Source organism: Hyalangium sp. (assembly GCF_045802625.1).
In the GTDB taxonomy this organism is placed as follows: Bacteria; Myxococcota; Myxococcia; order Myxococcales; family Myxococcaceae; genus Hyalangium.
Map to the genome: position 1 here is coordinate 1 of NZ_JBJMQP010000150.1, position 16,718 is coordinate 16,718.

Sequence of the window (16,718 nt, forward strand, 5' to 3'; positions counted from 1 at the left end):
CCTGCGAGTGGGCTGGCTGGCGAGCCGGGACGCGGAGCTGCTGCGCCGGTGCGCGGCGTACAAGGACTACACCACCATCTGCAACAGCGCCCCGAGCGAGGTGCTCGCGCTCATCGCCCTGCGTGCCCGGGAGCAGGTGCTGGCGCGCAGCCGGGCCATCCTGGAGGACAACCTGAAGCGGCTGGATGCGTTCTTCGCGCGCCACGCGGACACGTTCCGCTGGGTGCGGCCACGCGCGGGGAGCGTGGCCTTTCCGCGCCTGCTGCGAGACCTGCCGGTGGCCGACTTCTGCCAGGCCCTCGTCGAGCGCGAAGGCGTGTTGCTGCTGCCGGGCGATGTGTATGACTTTCCGGGCAATTACTTCCGAATGGGGCTGGGGCGCACCCAGCTTCCGGAGGCCCTCGCGCGGCTGGAGCGCTTCTGCGAGGCGACGTTCCGCTGAGGGACCCAGCGAGTACTTCTCCTCTCGGTACTCTCGGCTAACGTGAGCGCTTCCGGCAAGAAGGAGTGCTGCATGATGCTCTGGCGGCTGCTGTGGCGGCTCAATCCCTTGCTCCTGGCGGTGATGGTCGGCTGCGCGGGAGTCCCTCGTGTCCGCGTGGAGACCGAGCGAGGCAGGGCCGTCATCTACATCCCGCGTACCACGGAGGTGCAGCCTGTTGAGGTGGAGGAGGAGGAGTTCCAGCAAGCCATGAGGCAGCTGGCGCGCCAAGTGCGGCGGACGGGCACGCCGCGCCAGACGGCCGAGCGGATGTTCCAGATAGACCCGCTCAGCGGCAACTACCTCTACCTGTTGAGGGACAAGAAGCTGGTGCCCACGGGGCCGGGCGACTGGGACGGCACGTTGACGAGGGCGGATGTGGAGACGGCGGAGCGTTACCTGCTCTGGTGCCAGCGAACGCACGGCGTCCACGGAGACTGTCTGGGAGGGGCGCTGGTGGCAGGGCGTTACCTGGACATGCAGGGCCGCTACATGTGGGCCATGGCCCTGAGCAAGAGCCCGGTGCTGGACGAGATGAAGAGGGCGTTGGGAGACATGGTGAATGTCCAGGCGCTGATCAGCACGGCCTTGTGGACGTTGGGCTCCATACTCCTGATTCTGGCGCTCAATCCGGTGGCACCAGCGCTGGTGGCGGTCCTGGGGACGGTGGAGGAGATCGCGCTGACGGACGAGAGCGTCACCGTCACGATGCCCGCCAGTGCAATGGCCATGGCGGCGCGGGGCATGGGTGGCCAAGGCCCCTGCATTGAGACGCACCACCTCGCCACTGTCTGCAACGACAAGGGCTCCAAGCGCGGGGGCCCGTGGACCCCCAGGTTTCGGAAGATCTTCGCCAAAGCGGGAATGACACTGGAGGACCCTGCGAACAAGATGCCTCTGGAAGGACATTACGGGCCGCATCCCGAGGAATACCATCGAAGGGTCTTCCAAGAATTGAGCGACGCGACGAAGGGGTGTCGCACTGTCGCCCAGTGTCGCAGCGCACTGCTCAGCACGCTCGAGGACCTGGCCCAAGAGATCGCCACGCCAGGCACGGAACTCAACCAACTCGTTACCCGGAGCTAGCTCTAGTAGAGGACACGCATGGCCTCACGCTTCTTCGCGCTCTACGACACGGTGGATCTCCCAGGCCGCTGGCATCTGGATGATCCCATCGACAGCCAAGGCCGTGAGATGGACGATTGGTTATTCAAGAGTGGGACCCCTGTTAGCATCAAGGGGGGACTGAGGATTCCCATCGAGCACGCGGGGCGATCGCTGGACTTCTCCGAGACAAACCTGGGGATCCCCGTTGTTCATGTCAGGGTGGCATCGCTCTTCACGGAACTGGCGCCCCATGACGTGCAACTCATTCCATCTCGCATCGAGGGATATCCGGATCAGTACCTTATTCTCGTGGCCACGCGCCTCATCCCCTGTATCGACGAGAGCACCTCTCGGATCCGGCTTTGGACCCGCGAGGACGGGGTGCCTCACAAGGTGGGCCAATACAAGTCCGTGCGCAACATGCGTATCGACCCCACGAGGGTCGGTGATGCCAGGGTGTTCCGCCCAGCAGGCTGGGAGGGAACACTCATTGTCTCCCAGGAGATCAAGGACGCCTTGGAGCGCTTGGGCACCACGGGCACAAAGTTCGAGGAGGTCTAGCGCCTGTCCGCGCTGGTACCCAAGCGTATTGCCACGGAGGAGATCGGTGATGCCCTCGAGCTCATCGACAAGATGGTTAAGGCGAGGCGTCCGAAGTGGTTCGTGTGCCTGAAGGTCACCACCACTTTCTGGTGGGTAGCAGTCCACACGCTTCTGCACTACGCGGCGAGAGTCGTGGGCATTGTGAAGGTCGTCACCGGCAAGAGCGACAAGGACAAGTAGGCGGCTAGGTACAACCCTCGTCTGGTCACTTTCCCAGCGTTAGGTCCTCCATTACATGGTTGCCATGGCTGGCTGTTTCAGCTCGTCGCCGTCCCGCCAGAACGGGCCCCAAATTCTGGGTAAGGTCGAAGTCGGCCCTTCGACCTTACCCATTTTTTCGCAGGCCCGAGCGCGGCTGAAGGGCTCTGGGAGGGAAGTTGAGCGGGTGGCCATCGGCGAACCCGGGCTACTGGGACACCGTCTCCTTGCCCGGCTGCTTCGCCTAGGATAGCACGTCGCTAGCGACGCGCGACAACGCCGCACATCTGCTAGCGTAGATACCTCGGAGGTCATTCTTCCTTGGTACTACCCATGAAGTGGCTGCTCCTCGCCCCTCTGCTGGTGGCGAGCGCCGCCGAGGCCCAGCCCCAACTCCCCGCCCGGCAGCGCCAGGATCGGCGCGCCGCGCTGCCCACCACGCCCGCCGAGCCCATCCCCGAGGTGTACGTGGCCGCGGGCAACCTCACCACGGTGGCCTTCAACGGCCCGCTGGACAGGGAGAGCCTCGTGGTGGACCGCACGCGCTTCAAGTGGGTGGACGTCGGCGACCGCATCCTGGCCCTGGAGCCCTTCACGGACCTGGGGCCCGGCGAGCGGCTCATCATGCAGGTGGGCTTCAAGGACAGAGCCCTCCCGGCGAAGGCCGTCCTCGCCGTCGTCTCCAAGGCGGACGTGGTGGACGGGAAGGTGGAGATGGACCGTCGAGCGGACACTCCCGAGGCCCTCCGCGCAGCCCTCCACCAGAAGGAGGCGGAGCTGGAGGAGCTCAAGAGCCGGTATGCGGGCAACGGCCCCGCGGGGCTCACGCTCGCTGGGTGGCTCAACGAGGACAGTGGCCCCATCACCTTGGTGGTGGAGCCTGCGGCTGTCGGTGGGCAGGGGCTGGAGGCCCAACGGGCCTTCGGCTACCTGGGCAAGCTCTCAGCGCTGGTCGCCATCCGGCTGCGCAACCCCCCGGGAGAGAAACCATGGGTGCTTGAGCAGGCGCGCGTGGTCGGCCCAGGCGGCGGAGCGGTGAAGGTGCTCTCGGCGCAGATGAGGCCGGTGCAGCTCGAGCCTGGTGATGACGGGCTCGTCGTGGTGGAGGTGAAGACGCCACCGTGGCTGGTCGGCAAGGACTTCAGCGTGCTGCTCGTGGATGCCGACGGCGAGCGCCGTCTCTCCATCAACTTGTTGAAGAAGTAGGAGCCCCCCATGACGACGGAGGCGTTTCACCCCGACCATCTCAAGCCGGGGGACACGGTAGGCCATTGGCACATCGTCGAATCCCTGGGCAGTGGCGGCTTCGGACACACCTTTAAAGCGGAGCATGAAGGGGAGTTCTTCACGTTGAAGATGGCGGTGCGTCCGGCCCCGCAACTCTCCGAGGCCACGTCCGAGAAAGCCCTCGAGGAGGGGCAGGTGGACGGGCGCATGCGCCACGAGGGGGCAGTGCTGCTGGCCAACGGCCACACCGATGGTGTACCCCACCTCCGCGCCGTTGGCCGGTGGCCGCACCCCAAGAATGGCTACCTCTACATCGTCACCGACTTCGTGCCCGGTGAGTCCTTCCATGACTGGCGGGAGCATGCTCGACCCACCGCCGCGCAGCTCGTGGACATCTTCATCGCCGTGGTGCGCGTGGTGGCCCAATTGCACCGCCGCGGCATCCTCATTCGCGACTTCAAGAGCGAGCACGTCATTGTCCCGGAGGACGGAAGGCCCACGCTCGTGGATTTCGGCAGCGCGTGGCTGCCGGGCGGCTCCACCCTCACCGTGGGGCTGGCGCCGGGGACGCCCTACGCGTTGCCCCCCGAGTGCGTTGCCTTCCTGCGAGAGGGCAGCTGGAAGCAAGGCGCGCGTTTCGACGCGACGGAAGCCGGCGACCTCTACCAACTGGGTGTCTTCATGTACGAGGCGCTCACAGACGGCTGGCCCTTCGATCCACGACTGACGGACAAGGAGCTGCTCACGGCCATTCAGACTGTAGTCCCCCGAGATCCCCACCGCCTCAACCCGGCGGTGCCCGAGTCGCTCAGCCGCATCGCCCTGCGGCTGCTCGAGAAGCGACCCGAGGACCGTTACAAGAATGCCGAGGATCTGCTTCAAGCGCTGTGGGAGGCTAACAAGGAGCGTTCCACGCAGGCATGGAAGGTGCCGCTGGAACTCCCCTCTGAGGGACCAGCTCCTGTTACCCAGGATGAGGTGGAGGAGCGCCGACTCCAGAAGCAAGAGGCAGAGCGCAAAGCCAAGGAGGCCCGTGAGCAGGAGGCAGAAGAGCTGTCTCGTGAAGAAGCTCTGGAGCAACTCTCCGTGCTGACCCAGGGGATCCAAGAGCAGTTGACGCTCGCCGATGAGAAGCACGCCCTCCGCAAGAAGAGATGGCGGAGAATTGCCCTCGGGGCGGGTTCGCTCCTGCTGCTCCTGATCCTCTGGGTCGCCTGGCAGGTGTGGCGTACTCCCGTCCCGCCTTCCCCCGTTGCATCCGAGAAAGGAAGTTCGCTCGTGTCCACCCTCCGTAACTCCCGGCCCGTGAGGGCCACCGCCGCCTGGTTGTGCGCCACCTTCAGCGTCGGATGCACTGCGGCTCAGGTGCGGCCACTGCCGGAGGACTGCCCCCAGGATGCTGTCCGGAACATGGAGGAGATGAACCTCCTCAACCAGGGCGCCTACAGCGTGGTCATCGACATCAACCAACCCGGCAAGCAGCAGCAGGAGGGCACCTACTGCCCAGGGCCCATCGTCAGCAAGGTGGTGAAGTACTCGTGGACTGGCCCCTTGCCCGACGGCACCCTCCTGTACGGGCAGCTCTGGACGGAGGGCCTCACCAAGGAGGGGCAGGAGGCAGTCCTGGGCCGCTACACCGAGGCCCTCCTGCCGGATGGACGCCGCGTTCCCGTCTGCTTCGTGTTGGGGGACTTGACGGGACTCACCATCAAGAATCCGGGTTCGATGCCCGGGGCGGCCCGACTGCCACGAGAGTGGAGTGCTCTGGCTGTGCGCCGCTGGCCATAGGCGCACATATGACCACGCGCGGTGGTTGCTGGAAGATGTAGAATTGCTTGATTTCGATCTCGGCGATCCCTGCGGCATGCGCAACAAAATGCCTCGTTCTTTCAGAGGCATACGCCATCGGTACAAGGTCTGAAGATCGGTACAATCTGCTAGACGTAGTAGGATTTTGGTGGATCTTTTCTAGCATGCGGCTAAGCATGCGATCCCATGAGTAAGCGCCCATGGGAGGTCCATCCTCCGTTACTTCCGGAACGCCTCCGACTCATCGCCCGCACCATCAAAGACGTCCGGAGTGAGATCGTGGGGGACCTCAAGCCGATTGCCGCAAAGTTCAAGTGGGAATCGTGGGTGCGCGGGACTGCCGTCCATTCTGCTCTCGCAATGAAGTTCGAAAGCATGCAGAAGAGTGGGCGCCATCCCTGGCTTACGATCATCGACCCCAGCTTGCAGTTCACCCTGGGCGTAGGCGGAATTTCCGTCCGCATCTACACTGGAGATGCGGAGGAGCCCTCACGGTCTGCCCAGAAGATTTCCCCTGCGGAAAAAGCGAGTATCGACTGCGTCAACAAGGAGCTTGAGGAGCACAACCTCGAACTCGTTCGCAAGGGGAAGGGCAACCTCGAGCTCTTCAGCAACGCAGAAGTCGAGTCTCGAAGGCCTCCTAGGGACAACATCCCTGAAGAGCTCTGGGCTTGGCGAATTGCGGTGCTAACGGAACTGGATGGGACGGCTTACAGCACCACCATGGTGCAGGTGGCTCCTAATGGGGACAATCGGTACCACTATCCCATCGACCTCCGCGACGCTCCCACGCTGATTTCTACGGTGGAACCCAACCTCCCCGAGGGCGTACCATTGTCGTCCCCTCTGGTTGGAGCAGTGCCTCCTCCTCGAGAGGAGACTGGCTCCGAAGGAGCTCAAGGCGATCTTGAGGACGGGCTAGGTAGCCCGCACGACAATGACGACGACGACAGATGAGCCTACCTTCGTCGGAAACAAACTTCGTCTCGCGCGCAACTTCAACGACCTTACGCAGGTGGATCTGGCCCAGCGCGCCTCGGTTACTCACTCCACGATCCACCACCTAGAAGCCGAGATTCGACAGCCCAGCAAGGAGCTCGTTGCCGCGCTGTCGCACATACTCGGCTTTGCGCCCTCGTTTTTCTTCAAGCCGGTCAAGGAGGAGTTCCGCGAGGACGAGTGCCAATTCCGCGGCAAGGGGATGTCCGCAACGCTGAAGACGCGCGTCCTCGCCTACGGCACGCTTTTTGGGATGTTCGTCCGCTTCGCCGATAGATGGGCTCGTCTCCCCCGCATCTATCTCCCGGATATGGCGGACAAGCCGCAGCAGGGCCGGGAAGGCATAGAGCGAGCTGCAGAGGACTTGCGGCGCTCTCGCGGCCTCGGGCTCGACCGTCCCATCACCAGCATGTGTCGCGTGCTGGAGAACATGGGCGCGGTCGTCACACGCTTTGCAGCATCAACGGAGTCGAGCAGCGCAATGACCGTTGATGCTTTCTCGCGTGTGGGCTCACGTCCGGTCGTCGTGCTCAACACTGACAAGGACAGCACGTCGCGCACCCGCTGGGACATGGCCCATGAACTCGGCCATCTGCTCCTGCATCGAGGGCTACGGCCCGACAATCCGACGCTGGAAGAGGAGGCCGACTTCTTCGCAAGTTCTCTTCTGCTGCCTCGTGTTGGGTTCCTGCGCGAATTCCCCCAGCAAGCACGCCTGAGTTGGGACACGGTATTCGCCATGAAGCGGCGGTGGAAGGCGAGTGCTGCGTCCATCGTGCGCCGAGCCTTTGAGCTAGGCCGTATTGACGCCGCCGAGTACCGGCGTGCCTGGAAGCACTACTCGTACCGTGGTTGGAGGCTTGGCGAGCCGGATGAGCCCGCCGACGAGCCTCCCGAGATCGTCCCCTTAGCTCTAGATGTGATTGAGCAGAGCACTGGAGCGACTCCTCTCGATGTAGCAAGAGCGCTCGGGTGGTCCGCTGAAACGTTCGAACGGGTGTTGGGCGTATCTCCTAAGCCGCTATCTCCGCAGCCCGAGCAGGAGGCGAAAGTGATTCCGCTCCTGAGACAGACCGCATAGCTGCTGGCCCTCTGGCGTCGCCTACGGCCCTCCATCCATTGGTACCCGTAGTAGGCGCCCGATGCCCTCTAAGAGGCGGTAGTAGAGGTACGTGGGGACTGGCCCAAAGGCCTTGAAGGAGGCCGCCAAGTACTCCACCTGCTTCCTCGGCCCATGAACGAGCGTGGCGAGGAACCCGTAGGCGAGGTGGACGAGCTGCACCATCCGCTTCAGGCCCGTCCACTTGAGGGCGCGGACGTTCTCCAAGTCGAATCCTTGCTTCGTGAAGCGGTTGGCCTCCTCCACGCCCCATCGGTTGAGGTACGTGTCCACCACCTGGCCGGCGTCCTCGCTGGTCATCACCCTGCGCGTGGTGAGGATGACGAGGGGCTCCTTAGAGGCGCCCTGGGCGACGACCAGGGAGTACCAAGCGTCGCCGATCTCACTGGCGCTGCGGCGACCTCTGGCCGTGTAGACAGGCAGCCGTACATTCCGCAGGAACCCGACCTGGACCACCTCTCGGTTCCCTGTGAACGGGCCGCTCTTACGCTTCGGACGGTGCTTGTAGGGCAGTGGCAGCGCTTCCACCACCTTGCTGACCTTCATGTCGCCTTCGGGCGTGTAGAGGAACCTGCTCTTGTCGCCGAGCTTGAGCCGCACCGCGTAGTTCATGCCCATCGCTTCGAAGCGCTTGAAGAAGTTGTAGCCGTCGAAGCCCGAGTCGAAGACCCAGAAGGCGTCCTTGGGAACGTGGCGGTAGGCGGCAGCGACGGCGTCGAAGATGGAGGCGTTCTGGCTCGTGAAGTCCGGGTCCTCTGGCGAGAAGAGCCGGGAGAGCAGCGGCAAACGCCGCCCGCGCACGCCGACGGCCTCCACAGAGACGATGCTGTATCCGGTGCCAATGTCGCCCTCGGAGCCGTCCCACACCGTGGCCAGGTAGGGCATCTTCCGGGCTCGGGGCTTGGTGATGTCCGTTAGGTCCACGGCGATGGTGGGCCGCGGGTAGCGCTCATCCCGGAGGATGTGGGCCACCATCTGCAGGTAGTCCTGCTCCACCGCAGCGTCGTCGTACCGGGGGCTGGACAGGCCCCGGGAGAGCCGCTTCTCCGTGTGGATGAGGCGGCGCGGCTCCTCCAGCGCGCGGCCGATCTCGGAGAGCAGCACGCTGCGCCGCTCGAGCAGTCCGAAGACGGCCTCACGCAGGAAGCGCCGGTTCGGCTTGTGTAGCCGCGCGCCCACCCGCTCCACGAAGTCGTGGAAACGCTCAGGTATGGACTTCTCCCGAGGCACACCTCTCCCGGCGCTGGACACGCCGCCTGGAGGTGCCTACCTTGCCCCTCGTCCCACCATGGACAGGAGCTGGCCCCCAAGGCCCGTTCCAGCAGTGAAGGGGGGCTCGCTGTTAGCGCAGCTCGCCTCCCGGAATGAGGGCCCAGCCGTTAGCGCGGCGGGCCCTTTTTCTTGCCCTGCGTCCTCGTGGCTCGTTTCTCCTGGTTGACCTCCTTGTTCGTGCCCTGCAACTCAGCGGGACTGGTTCCCACCGAGACGGCCACCACCCAACTTCATGGGTTGAATCCAGCACGTGGCCGCGCACGCCCAACCTGCCAACTCCACGGGTTGGGCTCGGCGGAACATGGATACGGAAGTCCCTGCGTCAATGCCGGGAACTGATCAACGCGTAGTGCGTGAGCCGTGTTGATGACACTGCGCGTCCGTTCACCTTGGGCAACTGCACTCCAGAGGGCAATGCGGAGACTCTGGACGCTCCGGTGCGGGGCCGAAGCACGAGCGATGACGGGTGCCACGACGGCGCGGGTGATCATCAAAGCAGGAGCGAACTTCTCGGATCAGTTCGCGATCCACCAAGAAATCGCTACATGCAGCTACAGAACGCGAGGCTGGGCCTCAAGCACTCCGCTGCCGAACCCCGCTGCTACATGTGAGCTACATACGCAACAGGGGGCGGATGCGGCACCATGCTTGGCCATGATCATCAACTCTCTGGGCATTCTGCAGAACCAGCCCGCGTCTCACCGGCCCGTTACTCCCTCGCGTGACGGCGACGCTCCTCCACCGACCCGCAACTACATCTTTCGGGAGCCCACTCGGATCGCCCCTCCACCTTCATCCCCTTTTGCACCGCCCCGTCCCGGGGAGCCTCCTGTCCTGCTCTCATTCACGCGGCCACGTGGAGGCAGATTCGGCTGATCCGCCGCTTCAACCGATCCGGCCCAGCGAGCTTCGATGAGGGGGCTAGTGGAGCTCGCAGTCCCTAACGAGAACGTTCCCCATCAGCCCATCCACGCGGCCACGGACAGTGGCCAGCATGCCCTTGGAGAGGCCGGTGGCCTTCTGCGCGTGCTCGCTGGTGAGGAAGCACTGCACCTTGGGAATCTCGAGCGCTGGGCCTGAGCCGATGGTGACGTAGGGCAGGTTGAGGAGATCCTTCTTCACGTCCTGGACGTAGCCCGTCACCTCGACGATGTGGCCCTTGAACTTCGAGTCCGCGCGCAGCTCGTTGTCCCGGTACTCGGACAAGAGCGAGTTGAGCATCATGTACTCGACGGGGCCGGAGTTGGCCTGGCTGCGCCCGCCCTTCAGGGCCATCCCCACAACCCCGAGGAGGCACGTGCCGACCACGCACAGGCCCAGGCCTCCGAGGACGAGGAGCACCTTCTTCGAGGACATGCCGCGGGTTGCTGGCGCTCCGCACCCGGGGCAGGTGGCCGCGCCCTTCAGCATGTTGGTTCCGCACCGCCTGCACTTCACCAGCGCCATGCGCGCCCTCCTCCTGCACGTCTTATAGGACACGTCTCTAGCGACGTGGGCACCGGTTGTAGGCGTTTCTACGGTCAGCCGCAAGATGCCGCGGCCCAAGGCCGAGAGAAGACGCCGGCCCGAGCGGGCTGAGCAGTACACGAGCGCTGCCTACCGAGAGCTCCAGGCCCGGTTGGCGGAGGCCGTGCGGCGCCTGCGCAGCGAGAAGGGGTGGACTCAGGAAGAGGCCGCCCACCGCTGCGGCATGACGACGCGCCTGCTCCAGCGCGTGGAGGGCTCCGAGGTGAACCTCACCCTCACCACCCTGGTCCGGCTCTGCGAGGGCCTCGAGGTGGATGCGGCCCAGCTCCTCAAGCCCCTCAACAAGGGGCGGTAGGGCGAAGGGCCCTTCCTTCCGGAGTGGGACCCCTCCCAAGCAAGGGCACGAAAGCGGGTAACAGCCCGAATTTGCTTTGGAATCTCACTATTGAGAATGATTCTTATGAGTCGAATAAGAAGCAATGGACATGAGTGGACGTGGCCTGCGGAGCACCGCCCCTTCTCCGTCCTCGGAGGCGCAATGGAGCGCCCCAAGGAGCACTTCATGTCTTCAAAACGAGGAGAGCGGTTCAACAGGGCGATGGAGCGGTTCAAGAGCGGCATCGCCAAGGTCGATACCACCATGGCTGCGTTGGCCTTCGCCACAGCGGGTCGTCTCCGCGGCGGGCTGGCTCGTGACTGGTACGCCAATTTCGAGGGCTACCTCATGCACGGCCACGCCAAGCCTGACCACTGGACGGGTGCATCCCTGTGGGAGCTACAGTTCTACGCCGAGTTCGATAAACGCAGGCAGATGAAGGAAGGTAAGGCGCCGCAGTAGCGGACTGGAGTCAGCCCAGCAGAAGCCGTGAGCTCGCGGTCGCAGGTCAGGGCTGCGAGCTCGCCAGCAGGGGGCGGTGAGCCGCTCCCGCGCAACACCCTGCACAGGGAAAATCCTCTGGGCAGCGGAGGCTGAGGACTGGAGGAGGCGGCCAAGTACAGCCCTCGTCTGGTTACCTCCCAAGCGCCAAAACCGCAGTTCCTTGGCTGCCATGGCTGGCCCGTTTCAGCTCGTCGTCGGTCCGCCAGAACGCTCCCAAAAAATGGGTAAGGTCGAAGTCGGCCCGAGTTCATGATGCGCTGCGTCGGTTTCTCGACAAGCCCGGTCTTCTTGAGTCTCGCCTTTTCAGGAGTTGGGGCCGTAGAGTGCGCCCGCTCCGTCGCCTGGGTCGCGTCCAGGCAGGAGTCTGTCTCTCGCAAACCCCCGAGCCGGAGGCGCTCAATCAATATGAAGACGCTGCTCAGCGCAGTCCTTGTCGCTGTCACGGTCCTGGTGGCACCGGAAGCATCCGCCACCAACTACACGCTGTGGATTCACGGTCGCAATGGAGGCTCCACCCAGGCTGGCAACTACGCCGACTTCAGCTACTGGGGCCCCAGCTCCACCGCCGCGGGCGTGAACAAGAAGGCCGTCAACTGGAACGGCACGCAGAAGATCGGCACCGAGAACGGCCGCATCCGCGACGCCCTGGACTGCTTCTGCACTGGAACCAACTGGTGCTACATCGCCGCGCACAGCGCCGGTGACTTGCAGATCGGCTACGCGCTGTCGCTCTATGGCGGCACCGCTCGCTACAAGAAGAACGCCACCCCCAACTCCAGCGGCGTGTGCGGCAACACGGACGGCACCACGCAGACGGGCTGGAACATCAAGTGGATCGACGTGGCCTCCGGCGCGGGCGGCGGCAGCGAGCTCGCGGACGATGGTGACTGGGCCACCAGCGAGCCCCTGGTGAGCGATCTGGTCACCACCACGGCGCGCGCCATGTACAACCACAACACCACGCGCTCGCTGTGGTTCTACCACTTCGCTGGCGCCAAGGGCACGGCGTACTCCGGCATCCTCCCGGGCCAGGACGACGAGGCGGTGGCCTACCACTCCTCCGGCGGCGTCTCGGGCAGCTCCGGCGGCTCGTATTGCAACCCGAATGACTGGTTCTGCGGCGGCACGCTCAACACCGGCACTGCCGCGTGCAGCGATGGCCGCGCCAAGTGGAGCTTCCACACGACTCAGCTGCGCGATGACGGCGAGGCCTACAACCACTACGCCAACGGTAGCTGGGCCGGTATTGTCGGCCCCGTGCGCGTGGACGTCACGACGTACGCCCTCTGATTCACTCCCATGGCTGTGAACCCCCCCGCTCCTCGTTCCTCCTCCCGGTCTCGCCGAGCGCTCTGGCTGCTGGTGCTGGTGCCACTCGTGCTCGGAGGGGTGTGGTGGAGCTGGGGGGCGGGTGAGCCCCAGGTGGACGAGGCGGCAGGAGCCTCGTCCGCTCCGGCCCCCTCGCAATCCCCGGGTGCGGCAGGAGCGCGAGGGACGGTGGCCTCCGCCTCGTCCGCGCCCGGCAAGGGGCCTGCGCCAGTGGCCCCGCCGCCCCGCCCTCGCGAGGAAGAGGAGCGCGAGGCGCGGCGTGCGGTCCTGGAGAAGCGGCTCGAGCGGGCGAAGTTCTCGCTCGACACGTACATCGCGGGCACGCGCTATCCGCCCGAGTCCCGTCCCATCCGCGAGCACCCGGATCAGGAGCAGCTCGCCACGCCCGAGCGCACGCGGCCGCTGAAGAAGGACAGCTCGGATGTGCAGCTGCGGCTGAAGCAGGACAAGGTGTTCGTCGCCGGGGACGAGGTGGTGCACTTCTTCGTGGGCTGCGAGAACATCTCCCACGAGCCGTTGCCGTGCCAGGTGACGAGCGCCACGGCGCACGAGGCTGAGCACATGCTCGGAGGCCAGGCGCCTCTGGCGCCGGTGGCGCTGGCCTTCGTGGATGACGGCACGCAGGGCGATGCGGTGGCGCGGGATGGCACGATGACGGCGAGCTTCCAGCCCTCCAAGCAGGGCTTCCCGCTGTTCGCCGGCACGTTGCGAGTCTCGGTGCAGGTGCGCTCGGGCAGCTCCGAGGGCAGCTCCTTCTTCGACATCCTCTACACACCGTCGCCACCGGCCCGCTTCACCGGCAAGGTGCGCGAGGCGGTGGTGCATGGCTCGTTGCATCTGTACCTGGGGCTCCAGGTGCGCAAGGCGGGGCGCTACGTGGTGGCGGGGCGTGTGGACGATGAGGCGGGAGTTCCCTTCGCCTACGTCTCGTTCAACGAGGAGCTCCCCGAGGGCGTGCAGGAGGTGGAGTTCATCGTGTTCGGCAAGCTCATCCTCGACGAGGCGCCCACCTTCCCGCTGAAGCTGCGGGACGTGGAGGGCTTCCTGCTCAAGGAGGGTGGGGATCCGGATCGCGAGTTGCTGGTCACGCTCCAGGGTTACGTGCACACCACGCGCGAGTACCCTACCAACGTCTTCTCCTCGGAGGAGTGGCAGAGCGAGGAGCGCTCCCGCTACATCAACCGCTTCACCGAGGATGTGAAGGAGATCCAGCAGCAGCTGGACGGCCTCGCGGGCAATGGGAAGCCGGTCGCTCCCTGAGGCGCCCTGGCGCTCGCGGGCTGACTACGCCCCGTCTCCGTCGAGCTCCGTCGCCTCGTAGATGCCCGGGGGCGTGAGTCCGCGCAGCATCGCGGCAGTGAGCGGAGGATCGGCCGGATCCGTTCCCCCCACGAACAAGCCCATGCCGAACTCCCGCGCTTGAGTCAGCGCCTCCTCCGGCGAGATGACCCCTGAGCAGACATCGCCGTAGATGTTCTCATTGGCCAGCACGGCCACGGCCCACGCCGCGCTGGAGGCGTAGAGCGCTGATACCGCCGCCGGAGGCGTCTCCGAGGGCAGGGCGTAACCGAAGATCGTCTGGGCTTGGGCCTGGAGCGCTGGCGCGACCTCCTCCCACGCGAAGGCCCCCACGGCGCCTCCCACGAGCAGCAGGCTGAGCACCTGCGCGCGGGCGAGCGCTTCCATGTTCTGGAGGAGCTCCACGCGCTCCGGGTTGCTCAGCAGCGTGCCCCAGCCCGCACCCAGCCCCTCCACCTCGGCTCGCATGAGGAGCGGCAGGAACTCTCCCAGCAGGGTGGCCGCCTCATCCCCGAGCGCCGCGAGCCGGAGCGCGTAGAGCTGCGTGAGCGCGGCGACCACCTCGCCGATCGCCTGGGGCGCCAGGCCCAGTCCGGGGATGCCGAGCACCTCGCCCGACAGTGCGCCCAGCGGCAGCTTTCCTCCGGCGCAGAGGGCTCCCACCGCCTGCGAGACTTTGTGGAGGATCAGCCTCGCCGCGTTCGTCCCGACGGGGCCTCCCAGGGCCATGCCCAACTGGAGCACGCTCGTGGAGATCAGCTCCCGAGCCACGCCCTCCACCGCGCTGACGGGGCTCGAGGGCTGCGCGTGCCGGGCCAGGGCATCCTCCGTGAAGGGCGCTAGGTTCTGGAAGAAGGCCTGGTGCTGAAGTGCTCCGAGCACCAGGAGCTGCGCCACCAGCTGAGGCTCCGTCTCGGCCTTCACTCGCTCGGCGAGCGCGCGGAGGCCGTTCGCCGCCATGGTGGCCAGGGCTTGCCGCTGGGCCTTCACGGGCGACTCATCCAGCACGCTCCCGAAGGTCTCGTCCGCGAGCGAGCCCAGGATCAGCGCGGCTTGATCCGGCCGCAGCGCGTGAGGCACGAGCGTGGAGAGGGCCTGCGCATCGACAGGTTGTGGGAGCGCGGCCAGCTCCGGGAAGCGGGGCCCCAGCGCCGCGGGGAAGCGCGCGACGGGAGCCACCTGCTCCGGAGCGAACGCCTGGAGTGCCCGAAGAGCCTCGTGGGCCGCCACGCCGATGAGGTTTCCCGAGGCGAGCGAGAGCAGCTCCACGGGCAGATCGGCACGCAGCAGGAAGAAAGAGAGGTGGGCCAGGCGCTGCTCGGGCGTGAGCCGCGGATCCACGAGGAGCTGCTCGCCGAGCGGATCCGCGAGCAGTTGCTCCCACTGCGCCGCGTCCTGCTCCCGAGCCTCTCCCTCGAAGGGAATGCGCAGGGCCGCGAGGCAGGCCGCCAGCCCTGAGCGGAACTCCTGGCTCTGGAGTGCCCGGGTATCGGCCTGGAGGAAGGCCTGGGTGACGAGGATGTCCGTGGAGGGCTCGCGCGGAAGGGCTGCCACCGAGCGCAGCAGCAGGCCCATCACCACGGGCCCGGAGGGAGTCGAGCTGGTCGAAGCGTTGTCCATCAGGCCTGCATGACGGACCGGACGAAGTCCGCGAGGTGCGCCTCTCCGACGCGCTGGAGGAGGGCCGAGGTGGCCTGGGTGCTGGCGGAGGCGGCCAGCGCCGAGCCTTGCGAGTAGGCGGAGGCCTGGGGCAACTCGGGCGTCTGGCTCCGCTCGTAGAGCGCGGTGGCCACCCGCGCCTGCAGCTCGGGCGTGCCGCGCCGAGCCACCAGCCCCGCCACATCCAAGGGGCTGCGTCCCTCGGCCAGCTCGCCCGTGGGGCTGAGCTGCGCATTCAGCTCCTCCGGCGAGAGCGGCACGGAGTCCTCGGTGGCCGCGAGCAGCTGCGCCACCGGCTCGCTGCTGCCGGGGAGATCGTCCAGCGACGGCATGAAGCCGTTGGAGGCCGAGGTGTCCGGCTCGGGCTCCGAGGCCACGGGCAGATCCTCCAGCGAGGGCATGAAGGCATCCGCCGACGCGCCCGCCGTGCTCGAAGGAGTGAAGGCGTCCTCCGGCGAAGGCGCGGAGCCCGCCTGGGCCAGCTCCGTGAGCACCTCGTCCCGCGCGGAGCCCTCGGGCATGGCCATCACCAACTCGAGATCATCGCGAGACAGCGACACCGCGCGAGACAGGTCCGGGTGGGCGCTCTCCCACTCCTGGAGGTTCGAGAAGCGCTTCTCCTGATCCGCCGGATCCGTGACGCTGCCGTCCGGATGCTGGATCACCGAGCGGCCGCCCTCGGAGCCCTGAGCCGTGTAGAGCAGGACCGAGTCGTCCTCCCGGGCCAGCTCGAAGGACTTCTCCAGATCCGTGGTGGCGGTGAGGCTCGGGCGGGTGCGGCTGTCCTGGGACTGCTGGGTTTGCGCCGGGGAGGACTGAGCGCGCGAGCGAGCCGCCTCCCAGTAGCGGTGGGGCGGCGGCGGCACGTTCGTCCCGAGCAGGTGCTGGTAGCGCGGGAAGCGGGCCTGGAAGTCGCTCTTGCCGGTATAGGCGCCCAGCGGATCCTGCCCCCTGCGAGGGCGTCCCGCCAGACTTGGGGCGTGCGCGTCGAGCAGCGAGTGCTCGGCCTCCTCGGCGGACTGGAAGTCGCTGTGATCCGAGAACCCCCGCCGCACGGGCTCCACCGGAGCGGTGGGCTTGTGGCGGATGGGCGCGGTGATCTCCAGGCGAGTCCACGACACCGCGGAGGAGGAGATGCCTGAGAGCAGACGGCGGATGGAGGTCATGGGTTCTCCTCGCGCGGACGGAAAGCGGGCTGCATCTTATTGTCCTGCGGAACCCCCTGAAGTTGCTACCCCCACGCACTGGGGCGGGTGGGGCAGCGGAGG

Annotated in this window: 16 protein-coding genes; 12 read left to right on the plus strand and 4 right to left on the minus strand. The window is 66.1% G+C overall.

What is annotated here, in order from left to right; all coding sequences use genetic code 11:
- The 8 genes from ACJ8AT_RS27295 to ACJ8AT_RS27330 form a co-directional block, all read left to right on the plus strand.
- Positions 1–442, plus strand: a 442-nt coding sequence (locus ACJ8AT_RS27295) for an aminotransferase class I/II-fold pyridoxal phosphate-dependent enzyme (RefSeq protein WP_407740809.1), incomplete at its 5' end; no start/stop codon positions are given.
- Positions 443–514: 72 nt separating this feature from the next.
- The gene (locus tag ACJ8AT_RS27300; protein WP_407740810.1) at positions 515–1,567 is read left to right on the plus strand and encodes an AHH domain-containing protein; all 1,053 of its coding nucleotides are present in this window, start codon (positions 515–517) and stop codon (positions 1,565–1,567) included.
- An 18-nt stretch (positions 1,568–1,585) separates the two neighbouring features.
- A complete protein-coding gene (locus tag ACJ8AT_RS27305) occupies positions 1,586–2,149 on the plus strand; it encodes an imm11 family protein (RefSeq protein ID WP_407740811.1) in 564 nt (187 codons plus the stop codon).
- Between the two features lie 72 nt (positions 2,150–2,221).
- Entirely contained in the window at positions 2,222–2,371 is a 150-nt protein-coding gene (locus ACJ8AT_RS27310) for a hypothetical protein (protein WP_407740812.1), read from the plus strand.
- Between the two features lie 351 nt (positions 2,372–2,722).
- Positions 2,723–3,595, plus strand: coding sequence for a DUF2381 family protein (locus tag ACJ8AT_RS27315; RefSeq protein WP_407740813.1), 873 nt, complete (start codon positions 2,723–2,725; stop codon positions 3,593–3,595).
- A 9-nt stretch (positions 3,596–3,604) separates the two neighbouring features.
- Complete coding sequence (locus ACJ8AT_RS27320; protein ID WP_407740814.1) at positions 3,605–5,404, plus strand: serine/threonine protein kinase; 1,800 nt, start codon at positions 3,605–3,607, stop codon at positions 5,402–5,404.
- A 300-nt stretch (positions 5,405–5,704) separates the two neighbouring features.
- On the plus strand, positions 5,705–6,382 hold the full coding sequence (locus tag ACJ8AT_RS27325) for a hypothetical protein (protein ID WP_407740815.1): 678 nt from the start codon (positions 5,705–5,707) through the stop codon (positions 6,380–6,382).
- Positions 6,363–7,505 (plus strand): ImmA/IrrE family metallo-endopeptidase, encoded by a 1,143-nt coding sequence (locus ACJ8AT_RS27330; protein WP_407740816.1) that lies wholly within the window; start codon positions 6,363–6,365, stop codon positions 7,503–7,505. Before ACJ8AT_RS27325 ends, ACJ8AT_RS27330 begins: the two co-directional genes overlap by 20 nt.
- A 21-nt stretch (positions 7,506–7,526) precedes the next feature.
- On the opposite strand, the gene ACJ8AT_RS27335 is transcribed toward ACJ8AT_RS27330, so the two are convergent.
- Positions 7,527–8,774, minus strand: a complete 1,248-nt coding sequence (locus ACJ8AT_RS27335; RefSeq protein WP_407740817.1) for a transposase — start codon at positions 8,772–8,774, stop codon at positions 7,527–7,529.
- Between the two features lie 963 nt (positions 8,775–9,737).
- A complete protein-coding gene (locus tag ACJ8AT_RS27340; protein ID WP_407740818.1) occupies positions 9,738–10,262 on the minus strand; it encodes an OB-fold protein in 525 nt (174 codons plus the stop codon).
- 85 nt (positions 10,263–10,347) lie between these two features.
- On the opposite strand from ACJ8AT_RS27340, the gene ACJ8AT_RS27345 reads away from it, so the two are divergent.
- The 4 genes from ACJ8AT_RS27345 (at position 10,348) to ACJ8AT_RS27360 (ending at position 13,752) form a co-directional block, all read left to right on the plus strand.
- On the plus strand, positions 10,348–10,638 hold the full coding sequence (locus ACJ8AT_RS27345; protein WP_407740819.1) for a helix-turn-helix domain-containing protein: 291 nt from the start codon (positions 10,348–10,350) through the stop codon (positions 10,636–10,638).
- 183 nt (positions 10,639–10,821) lie between these two features.
- Positions 10,822–11,121, plus strand: coding sequence for a hypothetical protein (locus ACJ8AT_RS27350; protein WP_407740820.1), 300 nt, complete (start codon positions 10,822–10,824; stop codon positions 11,119–11,121).
- Positions 11,122–11,568: 447 nt separating this feature from the next.
- A complete protein-coding gene (locus tag ACJ8AT_RS27355; RefSeq protein ID WP_407740821.1) occupies positions 11,569–12,453 on the plus strand; it encodes a hypothetical protein in 885 nt (294 codons plus the stop codon).
- Positions 12,454–12,462: 9 nt separating this feature from the next.
- Complete coding sequence (locus ACJ8AT_RS27360) at positions 12,463–13,752, plus strand: choice-of-anchor X domain-containing protein (RefSeq protein ID WP_407740822.1); 1,290 nt, start codon at positions 12,463–12,465, stop codon at positions 13,750–13,752.
- A gap of 24 nt (positions 13,753–13,776) precedes the next feature.
- On the opposite strand, the gene ACJ8AT_RS27365 is transcribed toward ACJ8AT_RS27360, so the two are convergent.
- Complete coding sequence (locus tag ACJ8AT_RS27365) at positions 13,777–15,411, minus strand: hypothetical protein (RefSeq protein WP_407740823.1); 1,635 nt, start codon at positions 15,409–15,411, stop codon at positions 13,777–13,779.
- Positions 15,411–16,616 (minus strand): hypothetical protein, encoded by a 1,206-nt coding sequence (locus ACJ8AT_RS27370; RefSeq protein WP_407740824.1) that lies wholly within the window; start codon positions 16,614–16,616, stop codon positions 15,411–15,413. Before ACJ8AT_RS27370 ends, ACJ8AT_RS27365 begins: the two co-directional genes overlap by 1 nt.
- Between the last annotated feature and the right edge of the window lie 102 nt (positions 16,617–16,718).

Coding starts and splice junctions, on each gene's coding strand:
- ACJ8AT_RS27300 (WP_407740810.1), top strand. CDS start 515: ATGATGCTCTGGCGGCTGCTGTGGCGGCTCAATCCCTTGCTCCTGGCG.
- ACJ8AT_RS27305 (WP_407740811.1), top strand. CDS start 1,586: ATGGCCTCACGCTTCTTCGCGCTCTACGACACGGTGGATCTCCCAGGC.
- ACJ8AT_RS27310 (WP_407740812.1), top strand. CDS start 2,222: ATGGTTAAGGCGAGGCGTCCGAAGTGGTTCGTGTGCCTGAAGGTCACC.
- ACJ8AT_RS27315 (WP_407740813.1), top strand. CDS start 2,723: ATGAAGTGGCTGCTCCTCGCCCCTCTGCTGGTGGCGAGCGCCGCCGAG.
- ACJ8AT_RS27320 (WP_407740814.1), top strand. CDS start 3,605: ATGACGACGGAGGCGTTTCACCCCGACCATCTCAAGCCGGGGGACACG.
- ACJ8AT_RS27330 (WP_407740816.1), top strand. CDS start 6,363: ATGACGACGACGACAGATGAGCCTACCTTCGTCGGAAACAAACTTCGT.
- ACJ8AT_RS27340 (WP_407740818.1), bottom strand. CDS start 10,262: ATGGCGCTGGTGAAGTGCAGGCGGTGCGGAACCAACATGCTGAAGGGC.
- ACJ8AT_RS27345 (WP_407740819.1), top strand. CDS start 10,348: ATGCCGCGGCCCAAGGCCGAGAGAAGACGCCGGCCCGAGCGGGCTGAG.
- ACJ8AT_RS27350 (WP_407740820.1), top strand. CDS start 10,822: ATGGAGCGCCCCAAGGAGCACTTCATGTCTTCAAAACGAGGAGAGCGG.
- ACJ8AT_RS27355 (WP_407740821.1), top strand. CDS start 11,569: ATGAAGACGCTGCTCAGCGCAGTCCTTGTCGCTGTCACGGTCCTGGTG.
- ACJ8AT_RS27360 (WP_407740822.1), top strand. CDS start 12,463: ATGGCTGTGAACCCCCCCGCTCCTCGTTCCTCCTCCCGGTCTCGCCGA.
- ACJ8AT_RS27365 (WP_407740823.1), bottom strand. CDS start 15,411: ATGGACAACGCTTCGACCAGCTCGACTCCCTCCGGGCCCGTGGTGATG.
- ACJ8AT_RS27370 (WP_407740824.1), bottom strand. CDS start 16,616: ATGACCTCCATCCGCCGTCTGCTCTCAGGCATCTCCTCCTCCGCGGTG.